This is a genomic window from Mycobacterium sp. UM_Kg1 (genome assembly GCF_000972925.1).
In the GTDB taxonomy this organism is placed as follows: Bacteria; Actinomycetota; Actinomycetes; order Mycobacteriales; family Mycobacteriaceae; genus Mycobacterium; species Mycobacterium hiberniae.
On the sequence record NZ_JRMK01000049.1, the window covers coordinates 1 to 20585 of the forward strand.

The window sequence follows — 20585 nt, forward strand, 5'->3', positions numbered from 1 at the left end:
GATGAAGCCGGCCAGGGCGATGGTCGCGCCGAACAGGAACAGCCAGAACGAGAACGCGTTCAGACGCGGGAAGGCCACGTCCGGCGCACCGATCTGCAGCGGCAGGACCAGGTTGGCGAACCCGAACACGATCGGGGTGGCGTAGAACAGCAGCATCACCGTGCCGTGCATGGTGAACAGCTGGTTGAACTGCTCGTTGGACAGGAACTGCAGGCCCGGCACCGCCAACTCGGTACGCATCAGCAACGCGAGCAGGCCGCCGATGAAGAAGAAGGCCATGCAGGCGACGCAGTACATGATGCCGATCAGCTTGTGATCGGTGGTGGTGATCAGCTTGTAGATCAGACTGCCCTTGGGGCCCATCCGCGCAGGGAAGGGCCGACTGGCCTCGAGTTCTGCGCGCGGGGGTGCTTCGGCGGTCAAGATTCCTCCAAACATGGGCAACCCGGGAAACTTGCTCGAATCCTAACCCCGGTCGCCATCGGGCCGGTATAGGCCTCCTACAAACTGTCGTATTCGTCTGCCCTGGGGGCGCCGCGCCCTGGGTGTTAACGTCACCGCGTGACCAGGGTGGACCGGCGGGCGACGTCCGCATCAGCACTTATCGTGACCTTGCTCACGGCCGCCGGCTGCGGAGGCGACGGGGCGCAAACCTCCCCGAGCTCGACGGCGACCACCACCACAATGGTCGCCGGGGCCGGCGTGCTCGGCAACGATCGCCGTCCCGACGAGGCCTGCGCGCCAGATCCGGCCCGCCCCGACCCCGGGCCGTCCATGCGCTGGGTCCACAACGCGGCCGGGGTGGAACCGTCCAACGTCGAAGTTCCCGAGGACGCGGAGCGCATCGTGGTGCTCGCCGGGGGCCAGCTCGACACGCTGTGCGCGCTGGGTCTGCAGTCCCGGGTCGTCGGCGCGGCCGTTGCGGACGGCGCCGACGGCCAGCCGTCCTATTTGGGCGCACTGCTGCACGCCGTGCCGGCGGTGGGCTCGGAGAGCAAGCCGGACACCGACGCGATCGCCGCCCTGCGCCCGGATCTGATCCTGGGCGCTGAGGGCCGCACGCCCGGCTACGCCGAACTCGCCGCCATCGCCCCCACCGTGTTCACCGGGGCTCCGGGCGCGGCCTGGGAGGACGATGTCCGCGGTGTCGGCGCCGCGACCGCGCGCGCCGGCGCCGCCGAGGAAGTGCTCGAGCGGTTCGGCGCAGACGCCGCCGAGACGCGCGAGGCCAGCGACGCGAACCACTTCCAGGTCTCGGTGGTTGCGCTCACCGACGACAGCGTGCGGGTCTACGGGGCGTCGGGTTTCGCCGCCAGCGTGCTCAAGGCCGTCGGAGTGGATCGGCCGCCGCTGCAGCGGTTCACCGACCGCCCCTACCTCGACCTGGCCGCCGGCGAGGACGATCTGGCCGGCCGGGCGGACTTCTCCGCGGCCGACGGCGACATCGTCTACGTGTCGTTCACCTCACCGGCCGCCAAGGCCCGCGCCGCCACGGTCTTCGACAGCGTCGCCTGGCGGCGGCTGGGCGCCACCCGCGACAGCCGGGTGTTCGTGGTCAACAACGAGGTGTGGCAGACCGGGCAGGGACCGATCGCCGCGCGTGGCGTGGTCGAGGACCTGCGTTGGCTGAATGCGCCGATCAACTAGAAGCCGCTGCGGCGGGGAGCACCAGGATGTCCCCCGCGGCCCGGGCGGGCGGTGACCGGACTCACCCCGGCGTGCCCAGAAAACTTTGTTAGACTATCTTTTTCGATACCCGCACACATGTGAGAGGGTTTTTCGGCCATGCCCACCGTTTCCGCCTACGCCGCCACCGCGCCGGATGCACCGCTGACCAGGACCACCATCACCCGCCGGGATCCCGGACCGCACGACGTGGTGTTCGACATCGCCTTCGCCGGCATCTGCCACTCCGACATCCACACCGTCAAAGCCGAGTGGGGCCTTCCGCAATATCCGGTGGTTCCGGGCCACGAGATCGCCGGGATCGTCACCGCCGTCGGGCCGGAGGTCACGAAGTTCCGGGTGGGCGACCGAGTCGGCGTCGGCTGCTTCGTCGACTCCTGCCGCGAGTGCGCCAACTGCCAAGCCGGACTTGAGCAGTACTGCACCGGCGGGGGGATGATCGGCACCTATGCCGGCGTCGGCCGCGATGGTCTGCCCACGCAGGGCGGCTACAGCGGCGCGATCGTCGTCGACGAGAACTACGTGTTGAGCATCCCCGACGAGATTCCGCTGGATGCCGCCGCCCCGCTGCTGTGCGCGGGCGTGACCACGTATTCGCCGCTGCGGCACTGGAATGTGGGGCCCGGCAAGCGAATCGCCGTCATCGGACTCGGCGGGCTCGGGCACATGGCCGTTAAACTCGGCGCCGCGATGGGAGCCGAGGTCACCGTGCTGTCGCAGTCGCTGAAGAAGATGGAGGACGGTCTGAGATTGGGCGCGCGGCACTACCACGCCACCAGCGACCAGCAGACGTTCAAGGACCTGCGCAACCGGTTCGACGTCATCTTGAACACCGTCTCGGCCAGCCTCGACCTGGGCGCCTACCTGAATCTGCTGACCCTCGACGGCACCCTGGTCGAACTGGGCATGCCCGAGCAGGCGCTGACGGTGCCGCCGGGTCCGCTGGTCAGAATGCGGCGCAGCGTGACGGGGTCGTTGATCGGCGGCATTGCCGAGACCCAGGAGATGCTGAACTTCTGCGCCCAACACGGCGTGCAACCCGAGATCGAGGTCATCGAACCGGACTACATCAACACCGCTTACGAGCGGGTGCTGGCGTCCGACGTGCGCTACCGCTTCGTCATCGACACGGCGTCGCTCCGGCAGTCCTAGTGCCCAACCTTGCGCCGAGCGTGTACTCAGACCGAAAAATTCGCGTAATTCCCGGTCTGAGTGCACGTTCGGCGGGGGCCGTCCGCTCGGCCGCTCAGACGTAGCGATTGCGGCCGGCCAGTGCGCCCGCCACGGTCTGCACCAGGTAGACCGCCAGCATCATCAGCCACGGCACGGTCCACCCGCCGCTCACCTGGTGCAGCAGCCCGAACAGAAACGGGCCGGCTCCGGCAAGCAGGTAGCCGAAACCCTGGGCCATGCCCGACAGACGCACCGTGTCGGCAGCGTCGCGGGCGCGCAGGGCAATCACGGTGAGCGCCAAGGAGAAAACACTCATTCCCAGTCCCACCAGCACGCTCCACAGCAGTGGCGCGGCCCCGGGCGCCACCAGCAGTCCGAGCATGCCCGTGATGCCCAGCACGCCCAGTGTGACGATCCAGCCGCTTTGGCTCTCACCCCGGGCGGCCAGCGGCGAGACGACCAGGCTGATCGGCACCGCGATCAGCGAGATCAAGCCCAGCAACAGGCCCGCATGTGCGCCGCTGAGCCCATTGTCGATCAGAACCTCGGGTAGCCAGCCCATCACCACATAGGCGAGGAACGACTGGGTGCCGAAGAACAGGGTGATGGTCCAGGCCAGTTTGTTGCCCAACAGCGACCGGCCTCGTGCCGCGGCCTCGCGGTCGCGGGGACGGGCCCGCTCGAAGCCCCCGGCCACCACCAGCCAGGCCGCCAGCGCCAGCAGCGCCAGCGCGCTCCACGCCCCCAGTGCGCCACGCCAGCCACCCAGCGCGTCGTCGAGCACCGGGGTCACCGCGGAGCCCAGCGCTCCCCCGCCTTGCAGTGCGGCGGTGTATATCCCGGTCATCAACCCGATCCGCGCCGGGAACGATCCTGCGATGACCACCGGGATCAGCACGTTGATCAAGGCGATGCCGGCGGTGGCCACCAGGGTGCCGCCCAGCACGACGGCGGACCCGTCGCACACCCGGATCAGCAGTCCCGCAACGAGGGTCAGCAGGGCCACCGAGATGGTGCGACCCAATCCGATCCGCCGTGACAACCACGGCGCGGCCAGCCCGGCGCCGGCGAAGCACAGGCCCGGCAGGGTGGTCAGCACGCCGGCCCAGGTGTCGGAGACCCCCAGGGCTGCGCGCATCTCCGGCAGCAAGGGCCCCACGCTGGTGATCGCCGGGCGCAGGTTCAGCGCAGTCAGCACCACCGCCACGGTCAGCAATACCCCGCCGGCGGCCATGGCCGTCGGATGCGGGCCGGCGGCGCGCTCGAGTTCGGGCTCTCGATCGTGCTCGTGCCGGCCGCGTGTCGTGGTGCGGACTGCGGGGTTCACCTATCGTAGGATTCCATACATCCGATGATTGGATGACAGGAGGAACCTGTGCCGTTGATCACTGCGCGCCGCACCGGCCTGGTGGACCAGGTGATCGGGCAGATTCGTGCCTCGGTGGCCAGCGGGGAATGGCCGGTCGATTCGCGAATTCCCCCGGAACCGGAGCTGGCCGAGGCGCTCGGCGTGGGCCGCAATACGGTGCGGGAGGCGGTCCGGGCGCTCGCCCACAGCGGCATCCTGGAGGTCCGCCAGGGCGACGGAACCTACGTGCGCGCCACCAGCGAGGTGTCCGGCGCGCTGCGCCGGCTGTGCGGCTCCGAGCTGCGCGACGTGCTGCAGGTGCGGCGGTGCCTGGAGGTCGAGGGGGCACGGCTGGCAGCGGCCGCCCGGACCGAGGAGGATGTCGCCGAACTGCGCACCCTGCTGGATCGCCGCGACAGACTCCAGGAACAGGGCCGAGACGACGACTTCGTGCGAGCCGACACCGATTTCCACCTCGCGGTGGTCCGTTGCTCACACAACCCGGTGTTGACCGAGCTGTACTGCGGGCTGACCGAGGTGGTGATGGCCAGCGTGGCGACGACGACCACCAAACCGGTGCAGGCGGACCGGATCCGGCACCGCGGCCTCTTGGAGGCAATTGCCGCCGCCGACGTCGAAGGGGCCGCACGCGAGGCCGGTGGATTCCTCGACGAGCTGCTGGATGGGCTGTCGGCCCGCTAAGCCGATCACTCGCGTCGAAGCCCCAGCACCCGCAGCAGCTCCGGCCGACGCGCGATGAGCCCGATCCACATCAGCACCCCGACGTAGACCCCGGACAACACGAACCCGGCCAGCGGCTTGTCGGCATGCAGGTTCACCGTGACCGCCCCGCCCAGGTACGCAGTCAGCCCGAGTGCGCCCAACACGGCGGTACGCGGGATCAGGAAGACGACCAGGCACACCAACAGGACCCAGCCGATCACCGCGGTCTTGTCCGGGGAGAACCCGAGTGCCTCGGTGCCTTCGCGGGCAAACGACATGCCGAGAATTTTCGGGATGGCATCAAAGGCGAAGAACACCCCCAACAGGGCCGTTATGGCGGCACCGAGGTACCACGCCCGAGAGCGTGCGGTGCGGTCGGTGTCTGTGGTCATCGGTCACTCCCTCGGCTGGACGGTACGGCTGCTGCAGCGATCACGCTCCTCACGGGTTCATGCAATCATCCGCGCGGGCGATCGGCTCGTCATTGGCCGAATAGGGTCCCGGCGGACCGATCGTGTCTCGATCTGAGGTTTCGACGGCGCAAATGCCATACGCAGACGGGCAGCGCCGGGCACAGGATGGACACCAGTCAAGCAGCCAAGGAACCGAGGAGCCGGCCGTGGCCATCCAGGGGATCGATAGAATCGCAGACGTCGCTGTGCCCGACACGCCGCTGGCTCGGGAGGCGACCGCGTTCATCCGCGACGTCGAAGACGACGTGCTCTATCACCATTCCCGACGAGTGTTCCTGTTCGGAGCGTTGCACGCTCGCCGGTCCGGGCAACAACCTGACCTCGAGCTGCTCTACGTGGCGGCGATGTTTCACGATCTGGGCCTGACCGCGGACTACCGGAGTTCGACTCAGCGCTTCGAACTCGACGGCGCCGACGCGGCGCGGCAGTTTCTTCTGACCCGCGGTGTCGATCCGTCCGATGCGGACAAGGTCTGGCTGGGCATCGCTTTGCATACGACGCCGGAGGTCACCGAGCGGCTCGACACCGAAACCGCCGTGCTCGCAGCCGGAGTGAAGACCGACGTGGTGGGTGTCGGTCGAGGCGACCTGGCTGCGGCCGACATCGACGCGGTGGTCGCCGCCCATCCGCGCCCGGACTTCAAGAACCGCATTCTGGCCGCCTTCTACCACGGCATGCAGCATCGGCCGGAAACGACTTTCGGAACGATGAACGCCGATGTATTGGCTCACTTCGACCCGACCTTCGCCCGCGGCGACCTCGTCGACGCCGTCATCAACAGCCCCTGGCCGGACTAGCTGGAAGGAGCAGGCACGTGGATATCTATGAGGCGCTGTACACCACCCGAATGATGCGGCGGTTGCGGCCCGATCCGATTCCGCTGGAGACGCAGGCCCGCATCCTCGATGCCGCCGTGCGCGCGCCCAACGGTGGCAACACGCAACGCTGGCATTTCCTGGCCGTCGACGACCCGGAACTCAAGCGCGAACTGGCGCAGCTCTTCCGCCGGGGCCGCGCCCTGGAATACCAGAAGTTCATGGCCGGCACGGGGCCGATGGCGGTGCCCGCACCGGGCGCCGATCCGACCCAGCACGCCGAGACGATGCGCCGAACTCGGAGCTCCGGGGACTATCTGGCCGACCATTTCGAAGAAGTACCGCTGCTGCTGTTCGTCTTCGCCATCGACGACCTCGGCGGCGCGAACATCTACCCGGCGATCTGGAGCGCGCTGCTGGCCGCCCGTGCCGAAGGCGTCGGCGGCGTGATGACGCTGGTCCTCCGCAATTTCCAAGACCGCGTCAACGAGCTGTTGGGGGTGCCCGTTGCGGAAGGGTGGACCATGTCGGCCATGCTGGCCCTGGGCTATCCCCGCGGTAAGTGGGGTATCGCCGCCAATCGCCGCCCGGTGCAGGATGTTTCGTCCCGCAACCGATGGGGTGAACCGCTGGGTATCGATGTCGCCGAGCCACTGTGGCCGCACAACCACCTCGTTCACGGCCTGGCGGGTTGAGGACTCGCATGAAGGCGATCGTTGCGACGGAACGTGCAGCGGGGCCACCGCGGCTTGCGCTCGCCGACGTGCCCTACCCTCACGCCGCCGAGAACGACGTCATCGTCGAAGTCCATGCGGCCGGCTTCACCCGCGGTGAGCTGGACTGGCCGGCGACGTGGACCGACCGCGCCGGGCGTGATCGCTCCCCCACCATCCCCGGACACGAAGTCTCCGGGGTGGTCGCTGAGCTCGGTTACGGCACAACAGGATTGACTCTCGGCCAGCGGGTCTTCGGAATCACCGACTGGGCCCGCAACGGCACATTGGCCGAATATGTCGCCGTCGAGGCCCGCAACCTTGCACCGTTAGCGGCCGCCACAGACCACACGGTCGCAGCTGCCGTGCCGATAGCGGGCCTGACCGCGCTCCAGGGGCTGTTCACCCATGGGCATCTGGTCGCCGGTCAGTCGGTACTGATTCACGGCGCTGCCGGCGCGGTCGGCTCCCTGGCCGTGCAGCTGGCCCACGAGGCCGGCGCCTACGTGATCGGCGCCGGCCGCACCGAACACCGGGACACCATCGAAGGCCTCGATGCCGATGCGTTTGTGGATCTGCAGCGCGATCGCCTGTCCGATGTCGGTCAGGTGGACGTAGTCTTCGACGTGATCGGCGGTGAAATACTCGATCGCTCAGCATCTTTGGTGCGTCCCGGCGGGACCCTGGTCTCGGTCTCGGAACCACCGCGCGTTCAACCCGAGCAGGCACGCGCCATTTTTTTTGTCGTGGAGCCCGACCGGTCAGGGCTGGTCGATCTTGAAAGCCGGCTACGCGACGGTCGGCTGCGTCCGGTACTCGGATCGACATGTTCGCTGGCCGAAGCCCCCGCGGCCTTCGGGGCTAGCCGCGGGAAGACCATCGTCACGGTAACCGCCGCGGAGTAGCAAGCCCCGCAGCGCTGTCACCGTCTTGAGAGAGCCGGGCCTGCCGCGTCCGGCCGCCGGTCTGTCGGTAAAACCTCAGAAGTCCCAGTCGTCGTCTTCGGTGATGACGGCCTTGCCGATCACATACGACGAACCCGACCCGGAGAAGAAGTCGTGGTTCTCGTCGCCGTTGGGGCTCAGCGCCGACAGGATGGCGGGATTGACGTCGGTCTCGTCGCGCGGGAACAACGCCTCGTAACCCAGGTTCATCAGCGCCTTGTTGGCGTTGTAGCGCAAGAACTTCTTGACGTCCTCAGTCAGGCCCACCCCGTCGTAGAGATCCTGGGTGTACTCGACCTCGTTGTCATAGAGCTCGAAGAGCAGCTCGTAGGTGTAGTCCTTGAGCTCTTGGCGCTTCGCCTCGTCAACCAGGGCCAGACCGCGCTGATATTTGTACCCGATGAAGTAGCCGTGCACGGCCTCATCGCGGATGATCAGCCGGATCACGTCGGCGGTGTTGGTCAGCTTGCCCCGGCTCGACCAGTACATCGGCAGGTAGAAGCCGGAGTAGAACAAGAAGCTCTCCAGCAGGGTGGAGGCCACCTTGCGCTTGAGCGGCTCGTCACCGCGGTAGTACTGCATCACGATGGAGGCTTTGCGCTGCAGGTTGACGTTCTCCTCCGACCAGCGGAACGCCTCGTCGATCTCGCTGGTCGAGCACAGCGTGGAGAAGATCTGGCTGTAGCTCTTGGCGTGCACCGACTCCATGAACGCGATGTTGGTGTAGACCGCCTGCTCGTGCGGGGTCAGCGCGTCGGGGATCAGACTGACCGCGCCGACGGTGCCCTGGATGGTGTCCAGCAGCGTCAGGCCGGTGAAGACCCGCATCGTGAGCTGCTTCTCCTGATCGGTGAGAGTCCCCCAGGACGGCAGGTCATTGGAGACCGGCACCTTTTCCGGCAACCAGAAGTTGCCGGTCAAACGGTCCCAGACCTCAAGGTCCTTCTCGTCTTGCACACGGTTCCAGTTGATCGCCGAAGTGCGGTCGATCAGCTTCACTTGTTCGCCCACCAGAACCCCATTTCACCTACACCAAAGCTAGACCTTCGACACTACCCCTGGGGGCCGACAACCCACGGCAACACAAGAAGTTGTGTTCGTCGTGTCGGATCGGCCGCCCCGGAAAGCCGAATACTGCCAGGTGATCCCGCACTGGGCGGCACCGGCCGGCTTCAGGCGGGTTGCTCCTTTGCGGCCACCGCGCGAATGGGCTGATCGGGGTCCATCTCGATGCCGAGGTTCTGGGCGGTGCCGCTGACGACACTGATCATGATCGTCGTCAGGTAGTCCACGAACGTGTCGCGGGGCATCCGCCGCGGGCTGTCCAGCTCCGGCCCCAACCACCAGTCGGTAGCCGAGGTCGCCGTGCCGAAGGCCGCGAACGCGGCCAGTTCCATGGCGCCCCGGTTGAGGTCCAGGTCCTGCAGTTCGTTACTGAACATCTCGGCCATCGCCAAGGTGATGGTCCGCCCTTCGTTGAGGGCCCGAACCCGTGACTCGGACTGTGCGCGCGCCCGGCCCTGGATGAAGAACCGCAGCACGTTGGGATGCTCGTCGACCAGGGTCACGTACTCCTCGACGCTGCGCCGAACGACGTCACGCAACGAATTGGTGGCGACATCGATGGAGGCGAAAATCGCTGCCCACAGGTCATCGCGCAGCCGCGCGCCGACCGCCTCGAACAGATCGTCCTTGTCGGCGAAGTGCCGGTAGATCTTGGGCTTGGCGGTACCGGCTTCCGCGGCGATCTCCCGCACACTGACCTCGGGCCCGAGCCGGTCGATGGAGCGGAAGGCGGCGTCGACGATCTCTCTGCGCACCTTCTTGCGGTGTTCGCGCCAACGCTCACTGCGCGCGTCCACCTTCGGCCCGCCATTTTCGGCAGCCGTGGTTTTAGTCGTTCCGCGCACGTCAAGCACCTTACAGCGTCGCCGCTGTGACCTGGGGAGACCGGCCGTCGGCTACCATCGCCGCTGTGGTGCAGCGATTCGACCTTGCAGTTGTCGGCGGAGGTCCAGCAGGGTCAGCGGCGGCCTGGCAGGCAAGGCAGGCCGGCGCGAGTGTCGTCGTCGTCGACAAGGCCGAGTTCCCGCGGGACAAGCCGTGCGGCGACGGCCTGACCGCGCGGGCGGTCAGCTACCTGCAGAAAATGGGGCTGGCCGAGCAGGTGGCGAAATTTCACCGCGTCAACCGGGTGAAGGTCTTCAGCCCCAGCGAATGGGAGCTGTCGTTTCCGCGCCGGCCCGGGATGCCCGACCACGGCCATGTCGCGCGTCGCCCGGAACTGGACACGCTGCTGCTCAAGCACGCCGAGTCCGCCGGCGCGGTGGTACGGCAGTCCGCGGAGGCCACCGGCCCGGTCCTCGACGACACGGGCCGCGTGACCGGCGTGCTGCTCAAGGGCGGCGAGAAGATCCTGGCGGATGCGGTGATCGCCGCCGACGGTGCCTACTCTCCGATCAAGCGGGCACTCAAGTTGGACTCGGCCTACAACGGCTACTCCGCGATCGCGATCCGGGCGGAGATGCCCGCCGTGCGACCGGACGTCGATTCACTCGACATCTATTTGAAGCTGGTCTTCCAGGGCGACCAGTTGCCCGGCTACGGGTGGGTCTTCCCGCTGGGCGACGGCCGGGTCAACATCGGTTTGGGCTATGTCAACAGCTACAAGAACTGGCAGGCCATCAACGCCACCAATTTCCTGGGCGAGTTCATCGAAACGCTGCCGCGGGAATGGGAATTGCCGTCAATCACCGAGCTCAAGCAGTCCAAGACCGTCCGGGCCTGGCGACTGCCGATGGGCTTCACGGCGTGGCCTCCGTGGCGGCCCGGAGTGCTGTTCGCCGGGGACTCCCTGGGCGCGGGCCGTCCGACCTCGGGGGCCGGCATCTCCAAGGCGCTGGAATCGGGGCTGGCCGCCGGTGAGTGCGCAGTCGCTGCGCTGATCAACGGCGGACCCGACGACTTCACCAACTACGGCCAGCGGATGGAAGCCGCCTGGGGCCGGGAGTACCGGCGCGGCCGGTTTTTTCACAAGCTGGCCGGCAAGCCCCGGGTGGCCGAGGCGGGGCTCAAGTTGCTCGACAACGCGCGATTCCGCAACATGCTGCTCACCCGCCTCTACAAGGGCCAGGAGGGCCCGGCGCACACCTACTGAGAAGCGCCGAGCGCGTGGTCCTCATCGCCACCGCCCCACACCGATACGCACTCCCGAATCGGAGTGTTCGGGTAACCGAACTTGAGCTACGGTGTGAGCGCGCGACGGCCCGAACCGAGGAGGACTCCGATGCCCGTCTACTACAGCGACCGGTTGTGGTCGCTGATCGACTGGACCGACGTCAACGCCCGCGGCACGGCCGCCCGCGCCGGCGGCACCCCGCCCCGGTTCGCCGCCGAGGAGGGATAGCCGTGGCCGCCGACCCGATCGAGGCGATCAACTGGAACGACATCGCCGACCAGCGCGACCTGGAAGTGTGGAACCGGCTGACGGCGAACTTCTGGCTGCCGGAGAAGGTTCCGCTGTCCAACGACCTGCCCAGCTGGCACACCCTGACTCCCGAACAACAGACCCTGACCATTCGGGTATTCACCGGCCTCACCCTGCTGGACACCATGCAGGGCACCGTCGGGTGCGTGGAGATGCTGGCCGACTCCGCCACGCCGCACGAGGAGGCGGTTTACACCAATATGGCGTTCATGGAGTCGGTCCACGCCAAGAGCTACAGCTCGATCTTCTCCACCTTGTGCTCGACGCCCGAGATCACCGCAGCCTTCGCCTGGTCACGCGAAAACGTGTTCCTGCAACGCAAGGCCCGCATCGTGCGCGACTACTACCGGGGCGACGACCCGCTCAAGAAGAAGATCAGCTCGGTGATGCTGGAGTCGTTCATGTTCTACAGCGGCTTTTATCTGCCGCTGTATTGGGCGTCGCGATCGATTCTGACCAACACCGCCGACATCATCCGGCTCATCATCCGCGACGAGGCGGTGCACGGTTTCTACGTGGGCTACAAGTTCCAGCAGGGCATGCAGACCGCGGACGCGCAGCGCCGCACCGAGCTGGCGGACTTCGCCTACTCGATGCTCACCGAGCTCTACGACAACGAGATCGATTACGCGCGAGACCTTTACGACCCGCTCGGTATGACAGAGCCGGTCTTGCCGTACATGCGCTACAACGCCAACAAAGCGCTGTCCAACCTCGGCCTGGACCCCCTGTTCCCCGCCGATGACTGTCGGGTGCCGGCCGAGATCATGTCCGCCCTGGACCCAGGGGCTGCCGAGAACCACGACTTCTTCTCCGGTTCCGGCAGCTCGTATGTCATCGGGGCACAGCAGCCCACCACCGACGACGACTGGGACTTCTGAACCGGCCGCCTCAACGCCGACCGCGGCCGGCCCCGCCGGACTTGCGGGCGGGCTTGCCGGCAGCCGCCCGGGCCGCCTGCTTGGCGAGGGTCTTCTGCCGCGCGGTGCGCTTGGGCTCGGGCTGGGCTGCGCCGCGTGACGAACCGGGCCGACGGCCCCGCACAATGCCGACGAAGTCTTCGACCAGTGCCGAATGCGGGTCTTCGGGGAAAGCCAGCGCCACCGGGCACGTGGGCGCGCCCGCGATCGGCCGGTAGGTGAGGTCCTTGCGGTGATACAGCCGCGCCAGAGACTGCGGAACGATCAGGGATCCGATGCCGGCGGCCACCAATTCCATTGCCTCTTGCGTGGTTTCGGGACGGTAGTCGACGCGGGCTCCGGGCGCATCAGCCCAGACGACCACGTCGTCGGCCGGTAACAGCATGGGCTCATCGCGCAGCTCTGCGGCGGTGATCGTGTCGTAGGCGCTCACCACGTGGTCGGTGGGCACCACCACCACGGTGGTTTCCTGGTAGAGCGGGATGACCGACAGCCCGGAAACGTCGGCCGGTGGCCGCAGCAGCGCCCCCTGCACGGTGCCCGCTCGCACCGCCGCGACCGCGTCGGCGGCGGCAACGGCGTGCAGCACCAGCGGAACGTCGGGATGGCGCTGCGCCCAGATCCGAGCCCATTTCTGCGGCGTCCCGCCCGGGACGTAGCCCAGGGTCAAAGAGAGCGGCGCCACCGCATCAGGCTACCGATAGGCCGACTTCCGCAGCAGGCCCAACGCCCGGTAAGCCGGGCGGGCACGCGCTGCGCTCAGCGCTTGCGCGCGGTCACCAGCAGGTACTCCCAGTCCATCGCACCGCCTTGCAGAAAACGATCACCCAGTGCCGCGATGTCGAGGTCCAGCGCCGCCACGCGATCCGGGTCCCCGGCGATCCCCTGGTAGGCCGCGATCGTGGGCCCGTAGTTGGCCTTGAAGTAATCACGGAACGCTGCGCCGTCGGCGAAGGCTTGGACCGGCAGCCCGCGCCGCTCGGCGGCGACATCGATGACCGCGTCGCCGAGCAGTGCTCGTACGTACGGTTCGCTGCCCCACAACGGCGGTGCGGACGCTCCCGGCGGGGGTGCCGGCACGTAGGGCTTCATGGTGGCGAACAGTTGGCCGATGAAGCCCTCCGGCGTCCAGCTGAGCACACCGATGCGTCCGCCCGGCCGGCAGACTCGGATCATTTCGTCGGCCGACGACTGATGGTGCGGCGCGAACATGACGCCGATGCAGGACATCACCACGTCAAACTCGTCGTCGGCGAACGGCAGCGCCTCCGCGTTGGCCTCGCGCCAGTCCACCGTGACACCGTGTTGCGCGCCGCGGGCACGGCCCTGCTGCACCAGTTCTGGGCACAGATCGCTGGCCACCACGCTGGCTCCGGTGGCGGCGGCAGGGATCGCCGCATTCCCGGTTCCCGCTGCGACGTCGAGCACCCGGTGGTGCGGCGCGATGCCGCAGGCTTGGGCCAGCACCGGCCCCAGCGGGGCCACCACCTGGCTGGCGATGGCCGCATAGTCGCCGAGCGCCCACAGCGCTCGGTGCTTGGCCTCGAGGTCGTTGACTACCGCGTTCATCCGTTGGTTCCTTTCGCATCGGTCAACCCATGATCGAACCGGCCGCACGCCATATCCAGTACTGGATCTGTAGCCACCGCGCTACAGAATCTGTACTGGCCAGGCCGGTCCGCGAGACCTTAGATTGAGACAGCGATCCGGGAAGGTACGCAGATGTCGGGATACAACCAGTTCTGCCCCATGGCCAAGGCCATGGAGCTGCTCGACGAACGCTGGACATTGCTGGTGGTGCGCGAACTGCTGCTCGGCAGCACCCACTTCAACGATCTGCGCCGTGGCGTCCCCAAGATGTCACCGGCGCTGCTCTCCAAGCGGCTCAAGTCGCTGGTCCGCGCCGGTGTCGTCGAGCGCACCGAAACCGACGGCCGTGCAACGTATTCCCTCACCGCGTGCGGCAAAGATCTGGCGGCAACGGTGGAGGCGCTCACCACGTGGGGGATACGTTGGATCGGCGACCTCGGCGACGCCGACCTCGACCCGCACCTGCTGTTCTGGGATATCCGCCGCACCATCCCGATCGATAACTGGCCACGGTCACGCACCACGGTCGAATTCACTCTCGACGGGGTGGCGGCCAAGGCGTCGCGGTGGTGGCTGGTGGTCGCCAACGGCGAGGCCGAGGTGTGCAACTTCGACCCCGGTTACGAGGTGACCGGCACTGTCGAGACCAGCCTGCGGGTCCTGACCCGGATCTGGCGCGGCGATCTCGGTTGGTCAGATGCCGTGCGCGAAGGCAGCGTCGCACTGTCGGGACCCACCGATGTGCGCCGAGCCATTCCCACCTGGATCGGGCAGGGCCGAGCCGCCTCGGTGCCCCGGCCGGCCTGAGTATCGCTCAGGGCAGGTTGAGCTGCCAGGACACCCCGAATCGGTCGTTGATCCAGGCAAATGCGGTGGAGAAGCCGTACTCACCAAGCGGCATCAACGTCGCACCGCCCTCCCCCAGCGTGGCCACCAGCCGTTCCAACTCCGCACGGTCGGCGACTTCCACGAACAGTGAGGTCGACGGGGTGAAGTCGAAGCCATGGGTGACCGCGCTGTCGCTGACCAGCACCCGCAGCCCGGCCAGGTCGAGCTCGGCCAGCATGATGCCGGCGGCCGGGTCGGGGTGCGGCGTCGAGGAGATCACCGTGGCTCCCGGGAACGCAGCCAGGTACAGCTCGATCGCGGCGGCGGCGGTCCCGCCCTGGAACATGAGAAAGGGTCTGATCCGGGTCACGCCGCCCACCTTATTCACGCCGGCACGGCGGCGTCTCTAAACAGAGAAGCAGGCCAGGGGCAATAGCCCCCGGCCTGCGACTCGTCTCGAACGGCCCTACAGCATGCAGGACACGCAGCCCTCGACCTCGGTGCCCTCCAGCGCCATCTGCCGCAGGCGGATGTAGTACAGCGTCTTGATTCCCTTGCGCCAGGCGTAAATCTGCGCCTTGTTCACGTCGCGGGTGGTCGCGGTGTCCTTGAAGAACAGCGTCAGGCTCAGCCCCTGGTCCACGTGCTGGGTGGCCGCGGCGTAGGTGTCGATGATCTTCTCGTAGCCGATCTCGTAGGCGTCCTGGTAGTACTCCAGGTTGTCGTTGGTCATATACGGCGCCGGGTAGTAGACCCGGCCGATCTTGCCTTCCTTGCGGATCTCGATGCGTGCCACGATCGGGTGGATCGATGACGTCGAGTGGTTGATGTAGGAGATCGACCCGGTCGGCGGAACGGCCTGCAGGTTCTGGTTGTAGATGCCGTGGGTCTGCACCGACTCTTTGAGCCGGCGCCAATCATCCTGGTTGGGAATCCGGATTCCCGCGTCGGCGAACAGCTCGCGCACCCGCGCCGTCTTGGGCTCCCACACCTGCTCGGTGTATTTGTCGAAGAACTCGCCGGTGGCGTACTTGGACTGTTCGAAGCCGACGAACGCCTTGCCCCGTTCCAGCGCCAGCCGGTTCGACGCGCGCAACGCGTGATACAGCACGGTGTAGAAGTAGATGTTGGTGAAGTCGATGCCCTCTTCGGAACCGTAGAAGATCCGTTCCCGGGCCAGGTAGCCGTGCAGGTTCATCTGGCCCAGCCCGATGGCGTGCGACTCGTTGTTGCCGTGCTCGATCGAGGGCACCGACCAGATGTGGGTCTGGTCCGACACCGCGGTCAGCGCCCGGATCGCGACCTCGATGGTCTGACCGAAGTCGGGCGAGTCCATCGCCTTGGCGATGTTGAGCGAGCCCAGGTTGCAGGAGATGTCCTTGCCCACCTTGGCATACGACAGGTCGTCGTTGTACTGCGAGGCGGTGGAGACCTGCAGGATCTCCGAGCACAGGTTCGAGTGGGTGATCTTGCCGGCGATCGGGTTCGCCCGGTTCACCGTGTCCTCGAACATGATGTAGGGGTAGCCGGACTCGAACTGCAATTCGGCCAGCGTCTGGAAGAACTCGCGAGCCTTGATCTTGGTCTTGCGGATCGCCGAGTTGTCGACCATCTCGTAGTACTTCTCGCTGACCGAGATGTCGGCGAAGGGAACGCCGTAGAACTTCTCGACGTCGTAGGGCGAGAACAGGTACATGTCCTCGTTCTTCTTGGCCAGCTCGAAGGTGATGTCGGGAATCACCACGCCCAGGCTCAGCGTCTTGATCCGGATCTTCTCGTCGGCGTTCTCCCGCTTGGTGTCCAGGAAGCGATAGATGTCCGGGTGGTGGGCGTGCAGGTACACCGCCCCAGCGCCTTGGCGGGCCCCGAGCTGGTTGGCGTAGGAGAACGAGTCCTCGAGCAGCTTCATGATCGGGATGACCCCGGAAGACTGGTTCTCGATGTTTTTGATCGGGGCGCCGTGCTCGCGAATGTTGGTCAGCAGCAGCGCCACTCCCCCGCCGCGCTTGGACAGCTGAAGGGCGGAGTTGATCGACCGGCCGATCGATTCCATGTTGTCTTCGATGCGCAGCAGAAAGCAGCTGACCGCCTCGCCGCGCTGCTTCTTGCCCGAGTTCAGGAAAGTCGGGGTGGCGGGCTGGAAGCGTCCGTCGATGATCTCGTCGACGAGTTGCTCGGCCAGCCTGGTGTCACCCGCGGCCAGCGTCAGCGCCACCATGCACACGCGGTCCTCGAAGCGCTCCAGGTAGCGCTTGCCGTCGAAGGTCTTCAGCGTGTAGGAGGTGTAGTACTTGAACGCACCGAGGAACGTCGGGAAGCGAAACTTCTTGGCGTACGCCCGATCCAGCAGCGACTTGACGAAGTTGCGGGAGTACTGGTCGAGCACCTCACGCTCGTAGTACTCCTTCTGGATCAGGTAGTCGAGCTTCTCGTCCTGATTGTGGAAGAACACCGTGTTCTGGTTGACGTGCTCCAGGAAGTACTGGCGGGCGGCCAGCACGTCCTTGTCGAACTGGATGTTGCCGTCGCTGTCGTACAGGTTGAGCATCGCGTTGAGCGCGTGGAAGTCCAGCTCGCCCACCGGAGCGCTGCGGGGGGTAGTGGTTACCTGCTCTGCAGTTGCAGCGGTCGGTGACATGCCTCGTCCTTCCAGAAGTCGTCCAAGCCCGCGCGGACGGCTTGGACGTCCTCGTCGGTTCCCATCAATTCGAATCGGTACAGGTACGGCACGCCGCACTTGCGGGCGATCACGTTGCCCGCGTAGCAGAATTCCGCACCGAAGTTGGTGTTGCCGGCCGCGATCACGCCGCGTATCAGCCGCCGGTTGTGTTCGTTGTTCAAAAACGCGATGACCTGCTTGGGCACGTAGCCGCCCTCATTGCCGTCGGGCTGCTGACGTCCGCCGCCGTAGGTCGGCAGGACCAACACATAGGGGTGGTCCACCTCGATGCGTCCGTGCAGTGGGATTCGGATGGCCGGCAGGTGCAGCTTCTGCACAAAGCGGTGGGTGTTCTCCGACACCGAGGAGAAATACACCAGGCTGCATGGTGAATCCGCAGGCATGGCGCCCCCCTTCAGCTCTCAGTCAGACTCCACCCGCACCAGACCCGGCAACCGGGCTACGCGCTGAGCGCGGTCTGGGCCAGCGCCTTGATACGGTCCGGACGGAAGCCCGACCAGTGCTCGCCACCGGCCACCACCACCGGGGCCTGCAGGTAGCCCAGCGCCATCACGTAGTCGCGGGCGTCGGGGTCCAGCGAGATGTCGACCTTCTCGTAGGCGAGGCCCTGGTTGTCCAACGCCTTGTACGTCGCGTTGCACTGCACGCAAGCGGGCTTGGTGTAGACGGTGATGCTCATGGGCGACAGGCTCCTCAGCGAATTGTCGACGACAAACGGATGACGGGTCAGGTACTACTCTCGGTGGGCCGCCAAGGCCTTGGACTTTCGGCTTCCGCCGCAGCTCGGGACACCGATTCGGTGTCTGTGGCCGCGATTCGGACAGCCGTACGATCCGGGGTCTGTCGGTGCTTGAAACACTACACCTAGTGGCTCCTCGTGAGAAGCAATACTAGATGTTCCGAACGACATTCTTGAAATTCGCTGGTTGTAAGCCTGCGGCAGGCCGCGCCCCGGCGTGTCGAACATCACAAAACGGTCTTTGATATCTCATGCCGACAGGTCTATCAGCGCCCACCGACAACAACGCCCGCCCGCGGCACCGCGTCCGCCCGCCCAGCAAATGCCGGTAGCCTCCCAGCCATGCTGTCCACCGTCGCGGTCCGCGGTTACCGCTCGCTTCGCGAGGTGGTCCTGCCGCTGCATCGACTCACCGTCGTCACCGGAGCCAACGGCACCGGCAAATCGTCGCTCTACCGCTCGCTGCGGCTGCTGGCCGATTGCGGCCGGGGTGAGGTGATCGGCTCCCTGGCCCGCGAGGGCGGCCTGGAGTCGGTGCTGTGGGCCGGTCCGGAGCAACTCGGCGAAGCGCGCCGCAGCGGGGTCGAGCAGGGCACCCGGCGAACCCGGCCTGTCTCGTTGGAGCTGGGCTTTGCCTCCGACGACTTCGGCTACCTGGTCGATCTGGGTCTACCGCAGTCGGGTGCCGATTCGGCGTTCGCCCACGATCCGGAGATCAAGCGTGAAGTGGTCTTCGCCGGTCCGGCGCCCCGGCGCGGCGCCACGTTGGTGAGCCGTACCCGGGCCTACGCCCACGCCAGCACCGACTCCGGTGACCGGGAACTCGCCCGGACCCTGCCCGCCTATCGCAGCGTGCTCGCCGAGTTCGCCCACCCCGCCGCACATCCGGAGCTGGCCGCGGTTCGCGACCGCCTGCGGGATTGGCGCTTTTATGACGGCTTCCGGGTGGACGCCGGCGCGCCGGTGCGCCGGCCACAGGTGGGGACCCGCACCCCGGTCCTCGCCGGCGACGGCGTCGACCTGGCCGCGGCGGTGCAGACCATCATCGAATCCGGCGACGACGCGTTGGCTCGCGCGGTGGCGGCGGCCTTCGACGGCGCGACGCTCGCGGTGAGCTCGCACGACGGCCTGTTCGACCTGCAGCTGCGGCAACGGGGCATGCTGCGGCCGCTGCGGGCCGCGGAGCTCTCCGACGGCACCCTGCGCTTCCTGTTGTGGGCCGCCGCGCTGCTGAGCCCGCAGCCACCGTCACTGATGGTGCTCAACGAGCCGGAGACCTCGCTGCATCCCGACCTGGTGGCACCGCTGACCGAGCTAATCCGGGCCGCAGCAGGCCGAACCCAGGTTGTGGTGGTCACCCACGCGCGGACCATGCCCGAACTGCTCGGGGCGGTGCCCGTAGCCGAGGCCGGCCGCCACGACACCGCCGAGATCGAGGTGTACAAGGACTACGGCGAGACGCGGGGCGCCGGGTTGGGCCTACTCAACACCCCGGCGTGGGACTGGGGCAGCCGCTGAGGTTCCTGGGCGCAGGTGCGCGGATCAGGAACCGGGCAGGGCCGACCGCGACGGCCGCAGCGCCCGGCTGAACAGCACGTTGGCCTGACGCATGGCCACGCTGTAGGGCAGCCAGGCCAGCCGCTTGAACGCATACAGCGCCCGGATGTCGCCGGAGGTGTAGACCAGGTAGCGATTGCGTGCCACCCCGGCCAGGATCTTGTCCGCCGCCTTCTCCGGCGACACGGCGTGACCGGCAAAGCGGCCCACCCATTTCTCCACGTGCGGGTCCTCGCGGTCCACGCCGGCGATCTCGACGGTGTTGACCAGCCCGGTCTTGACCGCGCCCGGAACCACCACCGACACCCCGATCTTGTGACGGGCCAGATCGAAGCGCAGTACCTCCGACACGCCGCGCAGGCCGTACTTGCTGGCGGAATAGGCGGCGTGCCAGGGCAGGGCCACGATTCCGGCCGCCGAGGACACATTGACCAGGTGGCCGCCGCGGCCGCCGGCCACCATCTGCGGCAGGAACGATTCGATGACGTGGATCGGGCCCATCAGGTTGATGTCGACCATCTTTCGCCACTGCTCGTGAGTCAACCGGTCGACGGTCCCCCACGCCGACACCCCGGCGATGTTCATCACGACGTCCATGGCCTGGTGGCGCTCATGGATGTCGGCGGCGAAGGCGGCGACAGCGTCGTAGTCGGCGACGTCGATCGCCCGGTGCTCGGGCACCAGCGCGCCCAGAGCGCGTGCGTCGGCGACCGTTTCGGCCAGGCCCTCGGCATTGCGGTCGGTCAGGTACAGCTCGGCACCATACTCAGCCAACCGCAACGCGGTGGCCCGTCCGATCCCGCTGGCCGCTCCGGTGATGAAACACCGCTTTCCCCGGTAGTACTGCCCTAGGCGTGTCATGGATGCAGACGATACCGGCGGTATCGCGCACGGATCCCCCGGGACACG

General features: G+C 67.0%; 22 protein-coding genes. 10 read left to right on the top strand and 12 right to left on the bottom strand.

The window, feature by feature from the left end; all coding sequences use genetic code 11:
• Positions 1 to 423, bottom strand: a 423-nt coding sequence (locus LI92_RS09865; RefSeq protein ID WP_192830020.1) for a cbb3-type cytochrome c oxidase subunit I, incomplete at its 3' end; no start/stop codon positions are given.
• Between the two features lie 138 nt (positions 424 to 561).
• On the opposite strand from LI92_RS09865, the gene LI92_RS09870 reads away from it, so the two are divergent.
• Positions 562 to 1647 (top strand): ABC transporter substrate-binding protein, encoded by a 1086-nt coding sequence (locus tag LI92_RS09870; protein ID WP_046318414.1) that lies wholly within the window; start codon positions 562 to 564, stop codon positions 1645 to 1647.
• A 138-nt stretch (positions 1648 to 1785) separates the two neighbouring features.
• Positions 1786 to 2838 carry an NAD(P)-dependent alcohol dehydrogenase gene (locus LI92_RS09875; RefSeq protein WP_046318416.1) on the top strand — a complete coding sequence of 351 codons (1053 nt, stop codon included), beginning with the start codon at positions 1786 to 1788 and terminating at the stop codon, positions 2836 to 2838.
• 94 nt (positions 2839 to 2932) lie between these two features.
• Here the strand turns inward: LI92_RS09875 and LI92_RS09880 are convergent, their stop codons facing one another.
• Positions 2933 to 4093: a CynX/NimT family MFS transporter gene (locus tag LI92_RS09880; protein WP_082109650.1), complete on the bottom strand. Its 1161-nt coding sequence runs from the start codon at positions 4091 to 4093 to the stop codon at positions 2933 to 2935.
• Positions 4094 to 4234: 141 nt separating this feature from the next.
• On the opposite strand from LI92_RS09880, the gene LI92_RS09885 reads away from it, so the two are divergent.
• The gene (locus LI92_RS09885; protein WP_046318420.1) at positions 4235 to 4909 is read left to right on the top strand and encodes a FadR/GntR family transcriptional regulator; all 675 of its coding nucleotides are present in this window, start codon (positions 4235 to 4237) and stop codon (positions 4907 to 4909) included.
• A 5-nt stretch (positions 4910 to 4914) separates the two neighbouring features.
• Here the strand turns inward: LI92_RS09885 and LI92_RS09890 are convergent, their stop codons facing one another.
• A complete protein-coding gene (locus tag LI92_RS09890; RefSeq protein ID WP_046318421.1) occupies positions 4915 to 5322 on the bottom strand; it encodes a DoxX family protein in 408 nt (135 codons plus the stop codon).
• A gap of 242 nt (positions 5323 to 5564) precedes the next feature.
• Here LI92_RS09890 and LI92_RS09895 point away from each other — a divergent pair, with 242 nt between their 5' ends.
• Genes LI92_RS09895 through LI92_RS09905 form a run of 3 tightly spaced genes read left to right on the top strand, consistent with a single transcriptional unit; the run spans position 5565 to position 7836 of the window.
• On the top strand, positions 5565 to 6200 hold the full coding sequence (locus LI92_RS09895) for an HD domain-containing protein (protein ID WP_192830022.1): 636 nt from the start codon (positions 5565 to 5567) through the stop codon (positions 6198 to 6200).
• 17 nt (positions 6201 to 6217) lie between these two features.
• A complete protein-coding gene (locus LI92_RS09900) occupies positions 6218 to 6913 on the top strand; it encodes a nitroreductase family protein (RefSeq protein ID WP_046318423.1) in 696 nt (231 codons plus the stop codon).
• A gap of 8 nt (positions 6914 to 6921) precedes the next feature.
• The gene (locus LI92_RS09905; RefSeq protein ID WP_046318424.1) at positions 6922 to 7836 is read left to right on the top strand and encodes an NADP-dependent oxidoreductase; all 915 of its coding nucleotides are present in this window, start codon (positions 6922 to 6924) and stop codon (positions 7834 to 7836) included.
• Positions 7837 to 7911: 75 nt separating this feature from the next.
• On the opposite strand, the gene nrdF (LI92_RS09910) is transcribed toward LI92_RS09905, so the two are convergent.
• A complete protein-coding gene (nrdF, locus tag LI92_RS09910; protein ID WP_192830021.1) occupies positions 7912 to 8886 on the bottom strand; it encodes a class 1b ribonucleoside-diphosphate reductase subunit beta in 975 nt (324 codons plus the stop codon).
• 161 nt (positions 8887 to 9047) lie between these two features.
• Complete coding sequence (locus tag LI92_RS09915; RefSeq protein ID WP_046318451.1) at positions 9048 to 9785, bottom strand: TetR/AcrR family transcriptional regulator; 738 nt, start codon at positions 9783 to 9785, stop codon at positions 9048 to 9050.
• 65 nt (positions 9786 to 9850) lie between these two features.
• On the opposite strand from LI92_RS09915, the gene LI92_RS09920 reads away from it, so the two are divergent.
• Positions 9851 to 11032 carry an NAD(P)/FAD-dependent oxidoreductase gene (locus LI92_RS09920; RefSeq protein WP_046318452.1) on the top strand — a complete coding sequence of 394 codons (1182 nt, stop codon included), beginning with the start codon at positions 9851 to 9853 and terminating at the stop codon, positions 11030 to 11032.
• A 245-nt stretch (positions 11033 to 11277) separates the two neighbouring features.
• The gene (gene nrdF, locus LI92_RS09925; RefSeq protein WP_046318453.1) at positions 11278 to 12243 is read left to right on the top strand and encodes a class 1b ribonucleoside-diphosphate reductase subunit beta; all 966 of its coding nucleotides are present in this window, start codon (positions 11278 to 11280) and stop codon (positions 12241 to 12243) included.
• A gap of 10 nt (positions 12244 to 12253) precedes the next feature.
• Here nrdF (LI92_RS09925) and LI92_RS09930 read toward each other — a convergent pair whose 3' ends face one another.
• Both LI92_RS09930 and LI92_RS09935 read right to left on the bottom strand, forming a co-directional pair.
• A complete protein-coding gene (locus tag LI92_RS09930; RefSeq protein ID WP_046318425.1) occupies positions 12254 to 12967 on the bottom strand; it encodes a LysR substrate-binding domain-containing protein in 714 nt (237 codons plus the stop codon).
• A gap of 74 nt (positions 12968 to 13041) precedes the next feature.
• Entirely contained in the window at positions 13042 to 13851 is an 810-nt protein-coding gene (locus LI92_RS09935) for a class I SAM-dependent methyltransferase (protein ID WP_046318426.1), read from the bottom strand.
• 153 nt (positions 13852 to 14004) lie between these two features.
• Between LI92_RS09935 and LI92_RS09940 the strand changes: the two genes are divergently transcribed.
• Complete coding sequence (locus tag LI92_RS09940) at positions 14005 to 14679, top strand: winged helix-turn-helix transcriptional regulator (RefSeq protein ID WP_046318427.1); 675 nt, start codon at positions 14005 to 14007, stop codon at positions 14677 to 14679.
• 7 nt (positions 14680 to 14686) lie between these two features.
• On the opposite strand, the gene LI92_RS09945 is transcribed toward LI92_RS09940, so the two are convergent.
• The 4 genes from LI92_RS09945 to LI92_RS09960 form a co-directional block, all read right to left on the bottom strand.
• Positions 14687 to 15070: a VOC family protein gene (locus LI92_RS09945; RefSeq protein WP_082109651.1), complete on the bottom strand. Its 384-nt coding sequence runs from the start codon at positions 15068 to 15070 to the stop codon at positions 14687 to 14689.
• 96 nt (positions 15071 to 15166) lie between these two features.
• A complete protein-coding gene (nrdE, locus tag LI92_RS09950) occupies positions 15167 to 17338 on the bottom strand; it encodes a class 1b ribonucleoside-diphosphate reductase subunit alpha (RefSeq protein ID WP_082109649.1) in 2172 nt (723 codons plus the stop codon).
• Complete coding sequence (gene nrdI, locus LI92_RS09955; protein WP_046318431.1) at positions 17305 to 17763, bottom strand: class Ib ribonucleoside-diphosphate reductase assembly flavoprotein NrdI; 459 nt, start codon at positions 17761 to 17763, stop codon at positions 17305 to 17307. Before nrdI ends, nrdE begins: the two co-directional genes overlap by 34 nt.
• A 56-nt stretch (positions 17764 to 17819) precedes the next feature.
• The gene (locus LI92_RS09960; protein ID WP_046318433.1) at positions 17820 to 18059 is read right to left on the bottom strand and encodes a redoxin NrdH; all 240 of its coding nucleotides are present in this window, start codon (positions 18057 to 18059) and stop codon (positions 17820 to 17822) included.
• Positions 18060 to 18461: 402 nt separating this feature from the next.
• Between LI92_RS09960 and LI92_RS09965 the strand changes: the two genes are divergently transcribed.
• Positions 18462 to 19637 (top strand): AAA family ATPase, encoded by a 1176-nt coding sequence (locus LI92_RS09965; protein WP_046318435.1) that lies wholly within the window; start codon positions 18462 to 18464, stop codon positions 19635 to 19637.
• Positions 19638 to 19661: 24 nt separating this feature from the next.
• Here the strand turns inward: LI92_RS09965 and LI92_RS09970 are convergent, their stop codons facing one another.
• The gene (locus LI92_RS09970; RefSeq protein ID WP_046318437.1) at positions 19662 to 20537 is read right to left on the bottom strand and encodes an SDR family oxidoreductase; all 876 of its coding nucleotides are present in this window, start codon (positions 20535 to 20537) and stop codon (positions 19662 to 19664) included.
• Positions 20538 to 20585: the final 48 nt, after the last annotated feature.

Coding starts and splice junctions, on each gene's coding strand:
- LI92_RS09970 (WP_046318437.1), bottom strand. CDS start 20,537: ATGACACGCCTAGGGCAGTACTACCGGGGAAAGCGGTGTTTCATCACC.
- LI92_RS09890 (WP_046318421.1), bottom strand. CDS start 5,322: ATGACCACAGACACCGACCGCACCGCACGCTCTCGGGCGTGGTACCTC.
- LI92_RS09935 (WP_046318426.1), bottom strand. CDS start 13,851: ATGAACGCGGTAGTCAACGACCTCGAGGCCAAGCACCGAGCGCTGTGG.
- nrdI (WP_046318431.1), bottom strand. CDS start 17,763: ATGCCTGCGGATTCACCATGCAGCCTGGTGTATTTCTCCTCGGTGTCG.
- LI92_RS09905 (WP_046318424.1), top strand. CDS start 6,922: ATGAAGGCGATCGTTGCGACGGAACGTGCAGCGGGGCCACCGCGGCTT.
- LI92_RS09875 (WP_046318416.1), top strand. CDS start 1,786: ATGCCCACCGTTTCCGCCTACGCCGCCACCGCGCCGGATGCACCGCTG.
- LI92_RS09965 (WP_046318435.1), top strand. CDS start 18,462: ATGCTGTCCACCGTCGCGGTCCGCGGTTACCGCTCGCTTCGCGAGGTG.
- LI92_RS09960 (WP_046318433.1), bottom strand. CDS start 18,059: ATGAGCATCACCGTCTACACCAAGCCCGCTTGCGTGCAGTGCAACGCG.
- LI92_RS09940 (WP_046318427.1), top strand. CDS start 14,005: ATGTCGGGATACAACCAGTTCTGCCCCATGGCCAAGGCCATGGAGCTG.
- nrdE (WP_082109649.1), bottom strand. CDS start 17,338: ATGTCACCGACCGCTGCAACTGCAGAGCAGGTAACCACTACCCCCCGC.
- LI92_RS09880 (WP_082109650.1), bottom strand. CDS start 4,093: ATGGCCGCCGGCGGGGTATTGCTGACCGTGGCGGTGGTGCTGACTGCG.